The organism is Ferrovibrio sp. GW821-FHT12E11 (assembly GCF_058806975.1).
This window is the reverse complement of sequence record NZ_JBXAQG010000001.1, coordinates 104,232-116,872: the sequence shown is the minus strand read 5'-3', so window position 1 is coordinate 116,872 and position 12,641 is coordinate 104,232. Positions and strand designations below refer to the sequence as shown.

The window sequence follows — 12,641 nt, the reverse complement described above, 5'->3', positions numbered from 1 at the left end:
GGCCGGGGCAGGCGATTGCTCCGGCCGCATTTTCTGTCTGGATGCCATGTCTGTCATTCCCACCTTGGAAACCCGCGACCTGACGATACGCTTCGGTGGTCATGTCGCTGTCAACGCGGTCAGCTGCGCGTTCCAGCCCGGCACGCTCACCGCCATCGTCGGGCCGAATGGCGCCGGCAAGACCACCTATTTCAACCTGATATCCGGTCAGCTAAAATCCACGGCCGGCCAGGTGCTGCTGCGCGGCGATGATGTCACGTCCATGAGCGCCTCGGCCCGCACCAAGCGCGGCATGGGACGCGCCTTCCAACTCACCAATCTGTTTCCAAACCTGACCGTGATGGAAAATGTGCGCCTTGCGGTACAATCCCGCGCCGGTGCGGGATTGCAGCTCCTGCAGCTCTGGAGTCATCGCCGCGATCTGATCGAGAAGGCCGACAGTCTGCTTGAATCCGTGCGCCTGGATGACAAGCGCAATGCCACGGCTGGCGCACTGCCGCATGGCGATCAAAGAAAGCTGGAGGTCGCGCTGCTGCTGGCGCTGGACCCCGATATTTTCATGTTCGATGAGCCCACGGCCGGTATGTCGGTGGATGAGGTGCCGACGGTGCTGGAACTGATCCACGGGATCAAGGCGCGTGGCGACAAGACCGTGCTGCTGGTCGAACACAAGATGGATGTGGTGCGCAGCCTGGCCGACCGCATCATCGTGCTGCACAACGGCAATCTGGTTGCCGATGGCGAACCGGCGGCCGTGATTGCCTCGCCGATCGTGCAGGAAGCCTATCTCGGCATCAGTCCGGAGGCGGCGGCATGAGTGATCTGCTCCGCCTTGAGGGTGTCCACACCCATATTGCCCAGTATCACATCCTTCATGGCGTCGATTTCGCCGTGCCGCGGGGCCAGCTTACCATGCTGCTCGGCCGCAATGGCGCCGGCAAGACCACCACGCTCCGCACCATCATGGGCCTGTGGCAGGCGAGTCAGGGCCGCGTTACCTTTGATGGCCAGGACATCACGGCGAAGCCGACGCCGGATATCGCGCAATCCGGCATTGCCTATGTGCCGGAAAATATGGGCATCTTCGCCGACCTGACGGTGCGCGAGAACATGATCCTCGCTGCCCGCGAAGGCGAGATCGACCTGGCGCGGCTGAAGTGGATTTTCGGGCTGTTTCCGGCATTGGAGCGCTTCTGGCTGCTGGCGGCCGGATCGTTGTCGGGCGGCCAGAAGCAGATGCTGGCGATTGCGCGCGCCATTATCGAGCCGCGCGCGCTTTTGCTGATCGACGAGCCGACGAAGGGGCTGGCGCCGGCAATCATCATGAACATGATCCAGGCCTTCAGGGAATTGAAATCGACCGGCGCCACCATTCTGCTGGTCGAGCAGAATTTCCTTGCCGCCAAACTGCTCGGCGACCATGTCGCGGTGATGGATGATGGCCGTATCGTCCATACCGGCGCAATGGCGGAACTGTCCGAGGACAAGAGCCTGCAGCAGAAGCTGCTGGGCCTGAGCATGGATGCGCATCAATGACCGCTGCTGTCGCGACAGAAACAACCACCCTGCCGAAGGTGCGCCTCGATATCCTGCCGGCACTGCTGGTGCCGATCCTGATGCTGGCCGCCCTGCCGCTGGTCGGCAGCTTTTCCAGCTGGGTGACGCTCACGGTGGCGGCGCTGGCCATGGGGATGATGATCTTCCTGATGGCTTCGGGCCTCACGCTGGTCTTCGGCCTGATGGACGTGCTGAATTTCGGTCATGGTGTGTTCATCTCGTTTGGCGCCTATATGAGTCTCGTGGCGCTCGGCCCGCTGGCCGGCTGGGTCGAATCCACCAGTATCTGGCTCAATATCGGTGTGCTGCTGGCCTGCATGCTGGTGGCCATGGTGGTGACAGGCGCGCTTGGCTGGGCCTTCGAACGCGTGGTGATCCGCCCGGTCTATGGTCAGCATCTGAAGCAGATCCTGATCACCATGGGCGGCATGATTGTCGCCGAGCAGATGATTCATGTGCTCTGGGGCGCGAGCCCGATCCCGCTGCGCCTGCCCGAGGGCCTGCGCGGCGCCATTGTCATTGGCGACGCTGCCATGGAGAAATACCGCGTCATCGCCGTGGTGCTGGGGCTGACGGTTTTTGGCGCCATGTATGCGGTGCTCAATCGCACCAAGATCGGCCTGCTGATTCGCGCTGGTGTGGAAAACCCCGAGATGGTCGAAGCGCTGGGCTATAAAATCCGGCGCCTGTTCGTCGGCGTCTTCATCGCCGGTTCGGCGCTCGCCGGCCTCGGCGGCGTGCTCTGGGCCTTCTATCGCCAGACCCTGACCGCCGGCATGGGCATGGAAGTCAACGTGTTGATCTTCATCGTCATCATCATCGGCGGCCTCGGCTCGGTCGGCGGCTGTTTCATCGGCTCCCTGCTGGTGGCGCTGGTGGCCAATTACACCGGCTTTCTGGCGCCCAAACTGGCGCTTGGCTCCAGCATCCTGCTGATGGTGCTGATCCTGCTGTGGCGGCCTCAGGGGCTTTACCCTGTGGCGAAGCGGTAAGGGGAGGCGACCATGCTGCCCAGTAATCCGATCCACAGCCTGCTGTCCGGCGATTACCCGCGTTCCAGGGTGCTGGGTGGCGTACTGTTCGTCATCCTGATCTGCCTGGCCTTCGCGCCCTTCCTGTTCCCCGGCAGCCAGCCGCTGAATGTGGCGGCCAAGATCTGCGTCTTTGTCATCCTGGTGGCGAGCTACGACCTGCTGCTCGGCTATACCGGCATCGTCTCCTTCGCCCATACGATGTTCTACGGCATCGGCGGGTATGGTGTGGCCATCGCCATGTACAATTTCGATGCCGGCTGGGGCGCGCTCGGCATCGGCGTGGTGGTTGCGCTGGTGCTATCCATGCTGCTGGCGCTGCTGATCGGCCTCTTCAGCCTGCGCGTACGGGCGATCTTCTTCGCCATGATAACGCTGGCGGTCGCCTCCGCCTTCGCCATCCTGGCATCCCAGCTCAACGAGATTACGGGGGGAGAGGACGGCCGCAGCTACCGGATTCCGGAATTGTTGCGGCCGGCCTTCCGTCTGTTCGATGAGCCGGTCATGGGCGTGATGATCAATGGTCGCATCCTGGCCTATTACCTGATTTTCCTCTCGGCGCTTCTGCTGTTCCTGCTGGCGCTGCGCGTCGTCAACTCGCCCTTCGGCCGCGTGCTGCAGGCGATCCGGGAAAACGATTTCCGTGCCGAAGCGCTGGGCTACCGCGTTGTCGTCTACCGTTCGATTGCCAACTGTCTGTCGGCCGGCATGGCCACGCTGGCCGGCGTGCTGATGGCACTGTGGCTGCGGTATACCGGTCCGGACACGACACTCAGCTTCGCCATCATGATCGACATCCTGCTCATGGTGGTGATCGGCGGCATGGGTACGCTGTATGGCGCCGTGCTCGGTGCCACGATTTTCATCCTGGCGCAGAATTACCTGCAGGTTCTGATGGGCCAGTTCAGCGCGGCGCTGGCTGCGGCCGGTATCCCGCTGCTGCCCAATCTGTTCCATGCCGACCGCTGGCTGCTCTGGCTCGGCATCCTGTTTGTACTCAGCGTCTATTTTTTCCCGGTCGGCATCGTCGGCAAACTGCGGCAGATGCGCAAATGATCCCACGTTCTCACTACATCACCCTGGCTGGCCGGAGCGTCCATCTGCTGGACTGGGGCCGGGAGGACGCGCCGCCGGTGATCCTCTGGCATGGTTTTGCCCGCAACGCCCATGACTTTGACGATCTGGCCGCGGCACTGGCCGCGCATTACCGTCTGATCGCCGTCGATACCATCGGGCGTGGCTTCAGCGAATGGAGCCCGCATCCCGATGCCGAATACACCGTACCCTTCTATGCCCGCCAGGCTATTGAGCTGCTGGAGCAGCTGAAGCTTGAAGCCGTGCGCTGGGTTGGCACTTCGATGGGCGGTCTGATCGGCATGGTCGCTGCGGCCACGGCGCTGAAAGGTCGCATCAGCCATCTGGTGCTCAACGATGTGGGGCCGGAAATCGCACCCGGTGCCGTGCAGCGCATTCTCTCTTATGCCGGCACGCCGCCTGCCTTTGCCACGCTGCCGGAGCTGGAACAGTATTTCCGCCAAATCTATACCCCCTTCGGTATTACCAGCGAGGCCGGCTGGCGCAAGCTGGCCGAGACCTCGGCGCGGCGGCTGCCCGATGGCCGCCTGACCCCACATTACGATCCGCAGATCGCGGCCGTGCTGGGGCGGCAGAGCGCGGGCGCTTCGGGGGATGCCTGGCCGGTCTATGACCTGATTTCGGCGCGCACACTGCTGATCCGCGGGGCCGTATCCGATCTGCTGAGCGATGAAACCGCCACCGCCATGACGCAGCGCGGACCAAAGGCCCGCCGGATCGACATCCCGGGCATCGGCCATGCTCCCGCCCTGGATACGCCCGAGCAAATCGCCCTGATTGCGGCCTTCCTGGCCGAATAGGGCGGCAGTTGGCCGGGCGCGGTCGCCGCCCTATACTGGTGGCATGTCCAGCGCGCCCCATATTTACGACCACGGTCATGGCCATGATCACGACGTCTGCATCACCGATGCCCTTACCCGGGCAGAGGCCCATTGTGCCGCCAAGGGCGCCAAGCTCACACCCGTGCGCCGCCGGGTGCTGGAGCTGATCTGGCAGAGTCACAAACCGGCGGGCGCCTACGATCTGCTGGCCCAGCTGGGCAGCGACGGTCAGAAGGCGGCACCGCCCACGGTTTACCGGGCACTGGATTTCCTGGTCGAACAGGGGCTGGTGCACCGGGTGGAAAGTCTGAACGCTTTCATCGGCTGTGCCGAACCCGGCCATGCCGTGCAGCAGGAAATATTCATCTGCCGCACCTGCGGCACCGCCATCGAGATCAACGACCCCGAACTGGGGCACCGCATTCAGCAGGACGCCCGGTCCCTGGGCTTCCAGGTCGAACGCCAGACGATCGAAGTCGTCGGCATCTGCCGCGACTGCCGGGCCGTCTGATCCGCGGTTTACCGGGCCGACCGCCAGTCCCAGCTTTGTCATTATGCCCAGGCATAAAACCGGCATAACCTGATGGCACCGGCGGATGCCGGGGGGAATAACGCACCGGCAGCCGCTACCCTTGCCAGAGGAGGGTTCCATGGCACTTGCAAGCAGTCTGCGTCAGTTTCTCGACCGTCATGATATTCCCTACGATACCATCGCCCATCCGCATGCTGCGACTATGCAGCAGGCCGCCCATTCGGCAGGTGTGCCGGAGTCCTGCGTGGTCAAAGCGGTTCTGATGGAGGATGATGACGGCTTCATGCTGGCTGCCGTGCCGGCCTGCTGCGATGTGGCGCTGCACAAGCTGTCGCGGGCCGTGAAGCGGCCGGTAGAACTCGCCACCGAAAGCGATATTCAGTCCCTGTTTCGCGATTGCGCACCGGGCGCGCTGCCGCCTTTAGGCAGCGCCTATGGCGTGGAAGTGGTGATCGACCGCAGCCTCGACGCGATGGATGACCTGTATTTCGAGGGCGGTGACCATTGCACACTGGTTCATGTCAGTGGCAAGGATTTCCGGCGGCTGATGCCGGAAGCCCGGCATGCACGGATCAGTGTCTCGCACTGAAGAATCAGAAAGGCCCGCAGAACTGCGGGCCTTTCCAGTATGACAACCGGTCAGTGTTTCTGCTTCTGACGGTCGCCGTCGATTTCGCCAGGCTTGCGACCCGGTTTGACGACACGACCGTCACCATCGGTGTCCTTGCCGATATAGTCGCTCTGCATGCGCCGCTGCTGGGCGCCATCAACATCGCCGGCCATATGGCCCGGCTGCACCACGCGACCGTCATTATCGGTGTCGCGCCCCACATCGCTGTGCGGGGCGCCTTGCGGCGCGGTCTTCTGGCGGGGCTGCTGCTGTTTATTGGGCATGATTTTCTCCCTTGTTGTTGAACAGGGAAAACCCGCCGGCAGCAGAGATGTTCCAGGATTTTTAATGCCCTGGAATCAGCCGAATTTCGGCGGCCGTTTCTCGAAAAACGCCGTCATGGCCTCGCGCGCTTCCGCGGATTGTAACTGGGCCCGGAAATGCGCACCCTCGGCCGCCATCTGGCTGGCGACATCGCCCTTGGCGCCACGCAGCAATTGCTTGGTCAGCTTGATCGCCGTTGGCGGCTTGGCGGCCAGCTTTCCGGCAATGGCGGTAGCTTCAGCCAGCAGCCGGTCGTCAGGGAAAATCGCATTGACGATGCCAAACTCCTTCGCCGTGGCCGGTGTGAAGGGCTCGCCCAGCAGGATCAGTTCAGCCGCACGCTGATGGCCGGTCAGTCTTGGCAGCAGCAGGGACGAGGCAGCTTCCGGCACCAGCGCGAGATTGACGAAGGGGAAGGAGAATTTCGCGCTTTCACTGGCATAGACCAGATCGCAATGCAACAGCATGGTCGAGCCGACGCCCACGGCCACGCCTGCGACGGCGGCGACCAGCGGCTTCGATGCCGTGCTGATGGCCCGCAGGAAGCGGAAGACCGGGCTGTTCTCGCCCTGCGGCGGATTGTTGAGGAAATCCTGCAGGTCATTGCCGGCCGTGAAGGCGCCGCCATTGCCGGCGAACAGGATCACCCGCACGGCGCTGTCCGTCTCGGCTGCCTCCAGTGCATCGGCCAGTGTCGCATACATGGCCGAGGTCAGGGCATTCTTCTTGTCAGGCCGGTTGAAGGTGATGGTCAGGATGCCATCGGCCTGGCTGGTCAGGATCTCGGTCATGGTTCGCTCCCTAGTCGGCGAACAGCAGGATGGCATAGTCGCCGACAGGGGTGAAGCCTAACGCAGCGTAAGCCGTCTGCCCGGCACGATTGTCTTCAGCCGTGAACAGGGTCGCCTGGGTCACGCCATTGCGACGGGCCTGCTCCAGCGCGCTGGCAATCACGGCGCGGGCATAGCCGCGACTGCGGAGATGTGGCGGCGTCCAGGCGTTGCCGACCTGCACGGTATCGGGCACGCGCGCATTGAAGCAACAGCCCGAGACCGGCAGGTCGCCATCCATCAGGATGAACTGTGCCTGCTCGGTTACCCAGAGTTTCGTCTCTTCGTGACAGCTCCGGGTCAGATCCTGCGATGGCGTTGCGCCAAGGCTCTCGCAACAGTAGTCGATGCGCCATTGCTGCAGCAGCGAGATATCTTCCGTCGTCGCCAGCCGGCACTGCAGATTCTGGTTTTCCAGCATCGGGTTCGGCATTTGCAGCCGGTCGAGCTGCAAAGCCATCAAAATCTCTTTCACGCGCAGCCTGTAATGCGTGACAGCCGGTTGCAGGGCATCCTGCGCATCCAGAGCCTGTTTCCAGGGGCCAAGAATGCCCACCGGTCGGCGATCGCCTGCAAGCAGGGCAGTTAGTGCCGCCACGTGCTGCGGCGCATACACTGCAAGGATGTCATTCCAGTAGCGGGCTACGGTGCCGATAATATCGCCGGCCTCGAAAGCGGCGGCGTAGCGGCCGTGGTAGGGCGTATTGCCATCCCGGATGCCGCTGTGGTGCAGGCTGGACCGCAGGACCATGGTTTCGACGGTGTGCCGGGCCAGGAAGGCATCCAGTGCCGGTTGGTCGGCCGGCTCCAGCAGGCGCAGGTCAGCCACCGTCAGCCCTGCGCTCTGTTCAGCCGGTCGAACCCGGCCTTGAGGTCGGCGATCAGATCGCCGGGATCTTCCAGGCCGATATGCACACGGATCAGCGAGCCGTGATTCTGCCAGGGCTCGGCCGTGCGCACGCCCTTGATCGCAGGCACGGAGATCAGGCTCTCGTAACCGCCCCAGGAATAGCCGATACCGAAGAGTTCGAGATGGTCGACGAATTCGGCGACGGCAGCCTCGGAATATTTCTTCTGCAGCTCGAAGGCGAACAGTCCGCAGGCGCCGAGGAAGTCGCGCTTCCACAAGGCATGGCCCGGGTCCTGCGACAGGGCAGGGTGGCGCACGCTGGTGACTTCCTCCCGGCCACGCAGCCAGTCGGCGATGGCAATGCCGCTCTCCATGTGGCGAGGAAGACGCACGGCCATGGTGCGCAGGCCGCGCAGGCCGAGATAGACTTCATCCGGCCCGGCATTGGCGCCGATGGCGCGCGCGGTCTCACGCAGGTCCGGCCAGCTTTCCTTGTTGGCGATCACGATGCCCAGCATCGCGTCGGAATGACCGACGATGTATTTGGTTGCCGCATGTACCGAGAGATCGACGCCATGGCTGAAGCTCTTGAAATAGAGCGACGTGCCCCAGGTGTTGTCCATCGCCAGCTTGGCGCCATGCTTGTGCGTGACCTCGGCAATCGCTGGCACATCGATCATCTCGAAGGTGAGCGAGCCCGGCGATTCAATGAAGACCAGCGAGGTATTGGCGCGGAAGCGCGCCTTGAAGCCGGCCATGTCGATAGCGGTCGGAAAATACTCGGTCTCGACACCCATGCGCTTGAGCACGGTGTCGCAGAAATGCCGGGTCGGGCCGTAGATGTTGTCGATGACCAGAATATGGTCACCCGATTTCACCACGCTCAGGATTGCGCCCGAACAGGCGCCGGCACCTGACGGATAAGCGATGGCGCGATAGCCGCCTTCCAGTTCGGCCAGCGTGTTCTCGAAGGCATAGGTCAGCGGCGTGCCGGCGCGGCCATAGGTGGTGACCTGCTCGTCCTTCATTTTCGCCGAATAGACGTCGGCCAGCGCCTTCAGGCTGGGCTGCAGGATCGTCGAGGCCCGGTAGACCGGGATATTGACGGCGCCGTGATGGCCTTCGGGATCGCGGCCCAGGGTGGCGAGCTTGGTTTCGTCTTTCATGGCGGACTCCAATGTGGTGTCCGACTATCGCAAAGACCTCGCTCAGTGAGAAGGCTTGGCGGGGGTATCTGCCTGGGCTTCCAGCCATAAAGCCGCCCCGAATGAAATCAGCGTCAAAACGCTGGCCGCCATGCGCAACGCATTCCACGCCATCCAGGGGTCGGCATAATCCTGCCAGACCGTCGCAGCCGCGGAAGACGCTGTGCCAATGGATGCCAGCATCTCATTCAGCGGGACATTGTAGGTCATGGTCACGCCGAACGCGCCCAGAGCGTAGAATGCGGTTCCTGTCCAGATCAGCCAGCTGGCGGGATCGCGTGGCCGGGCCATGGCTGCAAGGCTGGCCAGCAATCCGAAGAGCAGCGTCCCGAAAAAGCCGGCAGCGAAAGTCATATTGCGTACCGTGGCGTTTATCGCCTGCATGGCAGCGATGGCCACTGACGGATCGGCGGCGGTAAAGCCGACCATAACGGAACAGTGATAAGCATAGAAGAAACCGGCCATCAAGGCCGCGGTGAGTGCGGCGAGGCCGGTGACGGACAGGCGAAACGGTCGCAGCATGCTTCCCCCGAGATTGGCGACGCGATGGTTGCCTCCACGGCAGAGTGCCGGTTTTCCTGCGCGGAACATTTTCATTCTGCCATGGGTCTTGGCGGAGGCCTGTCTGGCGGCCTAAAACAGTCCGGTCCTTTCTGATGAGGTTGTCCCGTGACCCGCGCCGCCGCCATTCAAGCTGCCACTGCCTACCTGGACGAGGGCGGTTTTGCCGCCGATCTGACCCGCCGGGTGGCGATCCCGACCGAAAGTCAGAACCCAGACCGCGGCGCGGCCCTCGGCAATTATCTGGAACAGGAGATGCGCGGCAGCCTTGAGGCTTTGGGGTTCCAGTGCAGCGTGCATCCCAATCCGTCGCCGAAAGGCGGCCCGTTCCTGGTCGGCATCCGTCGTGAGTCTGGCGCAACCAAGACGGTGTTTTCCTATGGCCATGGCGATGTGATCCGTGGCCAGGATGCGCAATGGCGCAGCGGCCTCAATCCCTGGGTGGTCACGCAGGAAGGCGACAGGCTTTACGGTCGTGGCACGGCCGACAACAAGGGCCAGCATACGGTCAACATCGCCGCGCTGAGCGCCGTGCTGAAGGCGCGCGGTGGTAAGCTGGGGTTCAATGTCGTGTTGCTGATCGAGACTGGCGAGGAAGTCGGCTCGCCCGGCCTGGAGGCGTTTTGCAAATCCCAGAAAGACGCATGGCAGGCCAATCTGTTCCTGGCTTCCGACGGTCCGCGCCTGTCGCCGGAACGGCCGACACTGTATTGCGGCGCGCGTGGTGCGATGAATTTCGACCTCACCGTCGATCTGCGTCAGGGCGCACATCACTCGGGCAACTGGGGCGGCCTGCTGGCAGATCCTGGCATTATTCTCGCCCATGCCATTGCGAGCATTGCCGGTCCGACCGGCCAGATTCGTGTGCCGGAATGGGTGCCGAGCGAGCTGCCGGCCAATGTGCGGCGTGCGCTGGCCGATTGCGAGGTCAGCGGCGGCAGCGATGGTCCGGCCATCGACACCTGGTGGGGCGAGCCGGGCCTGACGCCGGCCGAGCGCGTCTATGGCTGGTGCAGCTTCGATGTGCTGGCCTTCAAGACCGGCAATCCGGAATTCCCCGTCAATGCCATTCCCGGTATTGCCACGGCGCATTGCCAGATCCGCTTCGTGGTCGGGCCGGACTCCTCGCAGTTCCTGCCAGCATTACGACGCCATCTCGACCGTCATGGCTTCCCGCAGGTGCAGGTCACGCAGGCCCGGGCCGAGGTCTTCCGCGCCACGCGGCTCGATCCTGACCACCCCTATGTGAATTTCGCGGTGGCATCGGTGGAGCGCACCATGGGCCGCAAGCCGGCCCTGCTGCCCAATCTGGGCGGTTCGTTGCCCAACGAGGTGTTCGCCGAAACCATGGGCCTGCCGACCGTATGGATGCCGCACTCCTACGCGGCTTGTTCGCAGCATGCGCCGAACGAGCACATCCTGCTGCCGGTGATGCGGGAAGGGCTGGCAATGATGGCTGGCCTGCTCTGGGATCTGGGCGAGGCCGACGCCGCCGTTCTGCCGTCCTGACAGTCTGCGGACGTGAGTTTCGATCCGACGGTCAGCCTGGGCGGCCTGTTCCTGTGGTCGCTGCTGGCGGCGACCCTGTTGCCGTTATCCTCGGAAGCGGCCCTGGCCGCCGCCCATGCCGCAGCGGCGGCTCCGCCGCTCATTCTTTTTGCGGTTGCGACAAGCGGAAATGTATGCGGTGCACTGATCAACTGGTTATTGGGAGGCTGGTGCCTGCGCTTTAAGCACAAGCGCTGGTTTCCGATCAGTGTTGTGCAGTTGCACAAAGCCGAAGAACGATTCCGCCGCTGGGGCGGTATTACGCTGCTTTTTTCATGGATTCCGGTCATTGGCGATCCGCTGACCTTCGCAGCGGGCACGCTGCGGTATCCGTTGGCCCGATTTTTGATAGCAGTAACCATCGGCAAGGCAGCCCGTTATGCGATGGTCCTGTGGATAACTGACGTTGTCTTGCCGGTTTTTGCGGCGTCGTGATAATTTAGCCACGGTAGCTGTGGAAACGCAGTACCCAGTCACAACAGGGAAGGGTTATATCCATGAAACTTTTGCAAACGGCCGCTGCCGCGGCTGCGCTCGTGTTTATTGCGCAGGGCGCGCAGGCGGGCGCCACCTTTGATGCCGTCAAGGCCAAGGGCTTCGTGCAATGCGGAACGAATACCGGTCTGGGCGGCTTTGCCGCGCCGGACAGCCAGGGCGTCTGGAAGGGCCTCGACGTCGACGTGTGCCGCGCGGTTGCTGCTGCAGTGTTCGGCGACGCGACCAAGGTCAAGTATACCGGTCTGACCGCCCAGCAGCGCTTCACCGCCCTGCAGTCGGGCGAAGTCGACGTCCTGTCGCGTAATACCACGCAGACCCTGACCCGCGACGCGTCGCTGGGTCTGATCGGCGCCGGTATCAACTATTATGACGGCCAGGGCTTCATGGTGACCAAGAAGCTGGGCGTGAAGAGCGCCAAGGAGCTGAATGGCGCCACCGTCTGCGTGCAGCCGGGCACCACCACCGAACTGAATCTCGCCGACTATTTCCGCTCGGAGAAGATGACCTTCAAGCCGGTGGTCATCGAGAAGCTCGACGAAGTCGTCGCCGCATATGCCTCGGGCCGTTGCGACGTCTACACCACGGACGCGTCTGGCCTCGCCGCCACCCGCGCCACGCAGCTGCCGAACGGCGACGATCATCTGATCCTGCCGGAAATCATCTCCAAGGAGCCGCTCGGCCCGATGGTTCGTCAGGGTGACGACCAGTGGCTGGTCGTGGTTCGCTGGGCCCTCAATGCGATGATCGAGGCCGAGGAATACGGCATCACGTCGGCGAATGTCGACGAAATGCTGAAGAGCGACAACCCCAACATCAAGCGCATCCTGGGCGTCACCCCGGGTGCGGGCAAGGCGCTCGGCGTCGATGAGAAGTGGGGCTACAACATCATCAAGCAGGTCGGCAATTACGGCGAAAGCTTCGAGCGTAATGTCGGCATGGGCAGCCCGCTCAAGCTGGCCCGTGGTGTGAACCAGATGTGGTCGAAGGGCGGCGCGCTGTACGCTTGGCCGATCCGGTAAGATCAGGTAGGGGAGGCCGGCAGCGAATACAGGGCGCTGCCGGCCACTCCATTCTCTACGCCTATATTCAGTTCTCTTAGCCATGGGGGGCACATGGCCGAAGATCGGGTAAGGGGGGCGCAAGCTGCGCCGCCGCGTCGTTTAAGCTGGTATGATCCGG

General features: G+C 63.1%; 15 protein-coding genes. 10 read left to right on the top strand and 5 right to left on the bottom strand.

Annotated features, from left to right (window positions below):
* Window positions 1-46: 46 nt before the first annotated feature.
* From AC1ROT_RS00600 to AC1ROT_RS00570, 7 genes are all read left to right on the top strand, one after another.
* Window positions 47-817, top strand: coding sequence for an ABC transporter ATP-binding protein (locus AC1ROT_RS00600; protein WP_492970638.1), 771 nt, complete (start codon window positions 47-49; stop codon window positions 815-817).
* Window positions 814-1,536 carry an ABC transporter ATP-binding protein gene (locus tag AC1ROT_RS00595; protein WP_492970639.1) on the top strand — a complete coding sequence of 241 codons (723 nt, stop codon included), beginning with the start codon at window positions 814-816 and terminating at the stop codon, window positions 1,534-1,536. The genes AC1ROT_RS00600 and AC1ROT_RS00595 overlap by 4 nt, the downstream gene beginning before the upstream one ends.
* On the top strand, window positions 1,533-2,549 hold the full coding sequence (locus tag AC1ROT_RS00590; protein ID WP_492996850.1) for a branched-chain amino acid ABC transporter permease: 1,017 nt from the start codon (window positions 1,533-1,535) through the stop codon (window positions 2,547-2,549). Before AC1ROT_RS00595 ends, AC1ROT_RS00590 begins: the two co-directional genes overlap by 4 nt.
* A gap of 12 nt (window positions 2,550-2,561) precedes the next feature.
* Entirely contained in the window at window positions 2,562-3,644 is a 1,083-nt protein-coding gene (locus tag AC1ROT_RS00585; protein ID WP_492970641.1) for a branched-chain amino acid ABC transporter permease, read from the top strand.
* Window positions 3,641-4,483: an alpha/beta fold hydrolase gene (locus tag AC1ROT_RS00580; protein WP_492996849.1), complete on the top strand. Its 843-nt coding sequence runs from the start codon at window positions 3,641-3,643 to the stop codon at window positions 4,481-4,483. The genes AC1ROT_RS00585 and AC1ROT_RS00580 overlap by 4 nt, the downstream gene beginning before the upstream one ends.
* A gap of 43 nt (window positions 4,484-4,526) precedes the next feature.
* Window positions 4,527-5,015, top strand: coding sequence for a Fur family transcriptional regulator (locus AC1ROT_RS00575; RefSeq protein WP_492996848.1), 489 nt, complete (start codon window positions 4,527-4,529; stop codon window positions 5,013-5,015).
* Between the two features lie 139 nt (window positions 5,016-5,154).
* Window positions 5,155-5,625: an aminoacyl-tRNA deacylase gene (locus AC1ROT_RS00570; protein WP_492996847.1), complete on the top strand. Its 471-nt coding sequence runs from the start codon at window positions 5,155-5,157 to the stop codon at window positions 5,623-5,625.
* 50 nt (window positions 5,626-5,675) lie between these two features.
* On the opposite strand, the gene AC1ROT_RS00565 is transcribed toward AC1ROT_RS00570, so the two are convergent.
* The 5 genes from AC1ROT_RS00565 to AC1ROT_RS00545 form a co-directional block, all read right to left on the bottom strand.
* Window positions 5,676-5,930, bottom strand: coding sequence for a hypothetical protein (locus tag AC1ROT_RS00565; RefSeq protein WP_492996846.1), 255 nt, complete (start codon window positions 5,928-5,930; stop codon window positions 5,676-5,678).
* A gap of 75 nt (window positions 5,931-6,005) precedes the next feature.
* Window positions 6,006-6,761, bottom strand: coding sequence for an enoyl-CoA hydratase (locus AC1ROT_RS00560; RefSeq protein WP_492996845.1), 756 nt, complete (start codon window positions 6,759-6,761; stop codon window positions 6,006-6,008).
* A gap of 10 nt (window positions 6,762-6,771) precedes the next feature.
* The gene (locus AC1ROT_RS00555) at window positions 6,772-7,629 is read right to left on the bottom strand and encodes a GNAT family N-acetyltransferase (RefSeq protein ID WP_492996844.1); all 858 of its coding nucleotides are present in this window, start codon (window positions 7,627-7,629) and stop codon (window positions 6,772-6,774) included.
* A 2-nt stretch (window positions 7,630-7,631) separates the two neighbouring features.
* Window positions 7,632-8,816: a cystathionine beta-lyase gene (metC, locus tag AC1ROT_RS00550; RefSeq protein ID WP_492970648.1), complete on the bottom strand. Its 1,185-nt coding sequence runs from the start codon at window positions 8,814-8,816 to the stop codon at window positions 7,632-7,634.
* Between the two features lie 42 nt (window positions 8,817-8,858).
* On the bottom strand, window positions 8,859-9,452 hold the full coding sequence (locus tag AC1ROT_RS00545; RefSeq protein WP_492996843.1) for an anthrone oxygenase family protein: 594 nt from the start codon (window positions 9,450-9,452) through the stop codon (window positions 8,859-8,861).
* Between the two features lie 72 nt (window positions 9,453-9,524).
* Between AC1ROT_RS00545 and AC1ROT_RS00540 the strand changes: the two genes are divergently transcribed.
* The 3 genes from AC1ROT_RS00540 to AC1ROT_RS00530 all read left to right on the top strand — a co-directional run bounded on the left by AC1ROT_RS00540 (window position 9,525) and on the right by AC1ROT_RS00530 (window position 12,481).
* Window positions 9,525-10,925 (top strand): M20 family metallopeptidase, encoded by a 1,401-nt coding sequence (locus tag AC1ROT_RS00540; protein ID WP_492996842.1) that lies wholly within the window; start codon window positions 9,525-9,527, stop codon window positions 10,923-10,925.
* 12 nt (window positions 10,926-10,937) lie between these two features.
* Window positions 10,938-11,399, top strand: coding sequence for a YqaA family protein (locus AC1ROT_RS00535; RefSeq protein ID WP_492996841.1), 462 nt, complete (start codon window positions 10,938-10,940; stop codon window positions 11,397-11,399).
* Between the two features lie 62 nt (window positions 11,400-11,461).
* Window positions 11,462-12,481, top strand: a complete 1,020-nt coding sequence (locus AC1ROT_RS00530) for an amino acid ABC transporter substrate-binding protein (protein WP_492970652.1) — start codon at window positions 11,462-11,464, stop codon at window positions 12,479-12,481.
* Window positions 12,482-12,641: the final 160 nt, after the last annotated feature.

Excerpts from the sequence above, each read along its gene's own strand:
- metC (WP_492970648.1), bottom strand. The coding sequence starts at position 8,816 with ATGAAAGACGAAACCAAGCTCGCCACCCTGGGCCGCGATCCCGAAGGC.
- AC1ROT_RS00560 (WP_492996845.1), bottom strand. The coding sequence starts at position 6,761 with ATGACCGAGATCCTGACCAGCCAGGCCGATGGCATCCTGACCATCACC.
- AC1ROT_RS00575 (WP_492996848.1), top strand. The coding sequence starts at position 4,527 with ATGTCCAGCGCGCCCCATATTTACGACCACGGTCATGGCCATGATCAC.
- AC1ROT_RS00595 (WP_492970639.1), top strand. The coding sequence starts at position 814 with ATGAGTGATCTGCTCCGCCTTGAGGGTGTCCACACCCATATTGCCCAG.
- AC1ROT_RS00530 (WP_492970652.1), top strand. The coding sequence starts at position 11,462 with ATGAAACTTTTGCAAACGGCCGCTGCCGCGGCTGCGCTCGTGTTTATT.
- AC1ROT_RS00545 (WP_492996843.1), bottom strand. The coding sequence starts at position 9,452 with ATGAAAATGTTCCGCGCAGGAAAACCGGCACTCTGCCGTGGAGGCAAC.
- AC1ROT_RS00570 (WP_492996847.1), top strand. The coding sequence starts at position 5,155 with ATGGCACTTGCAAGCAGTCTGCGTCAGTTTCTCGACCGTCATGATATT.
- AC1ROT_RS00580 (WP_492996849.1), top strand. The coding sequence starts at position 3,641 with ATGATCCCACGTTCTCACTACATCACCCTGGCTGGCCGGAGCGTCCAT.
- AC1ROT_RS00565 (WP_492996846.1), bottom strand. The coding sequence starts at position 5,930 with ATGCCCAATAAACAGCAGCAGCCCCGCCAGAAGACCGCGCCGCAAGGC.
- AC1ROT_RS00590 (WP_492996850.1), top strand. The coding sequence starts at position 1,533 with ATGACCGCTGCTGTCGCGACAGAAACAACCACCCTGCCGAAGGTGCGC.
- AC1ROT_RS00585 (WP_492970641.1), top strand. The coding sequence starts at position 2,562 with ATGCTGCCCAGTAATCCGATCCACAGCCTGCTGTCCGGCGATTACCCG.
- AC1ROT_RS00600 (WP_492970638.1), top strand. The coding sequence starts at position 47 with ATGTCTGTCATTCCCACCTTGGAAACCCGCGACCTGACGATACGCTTC.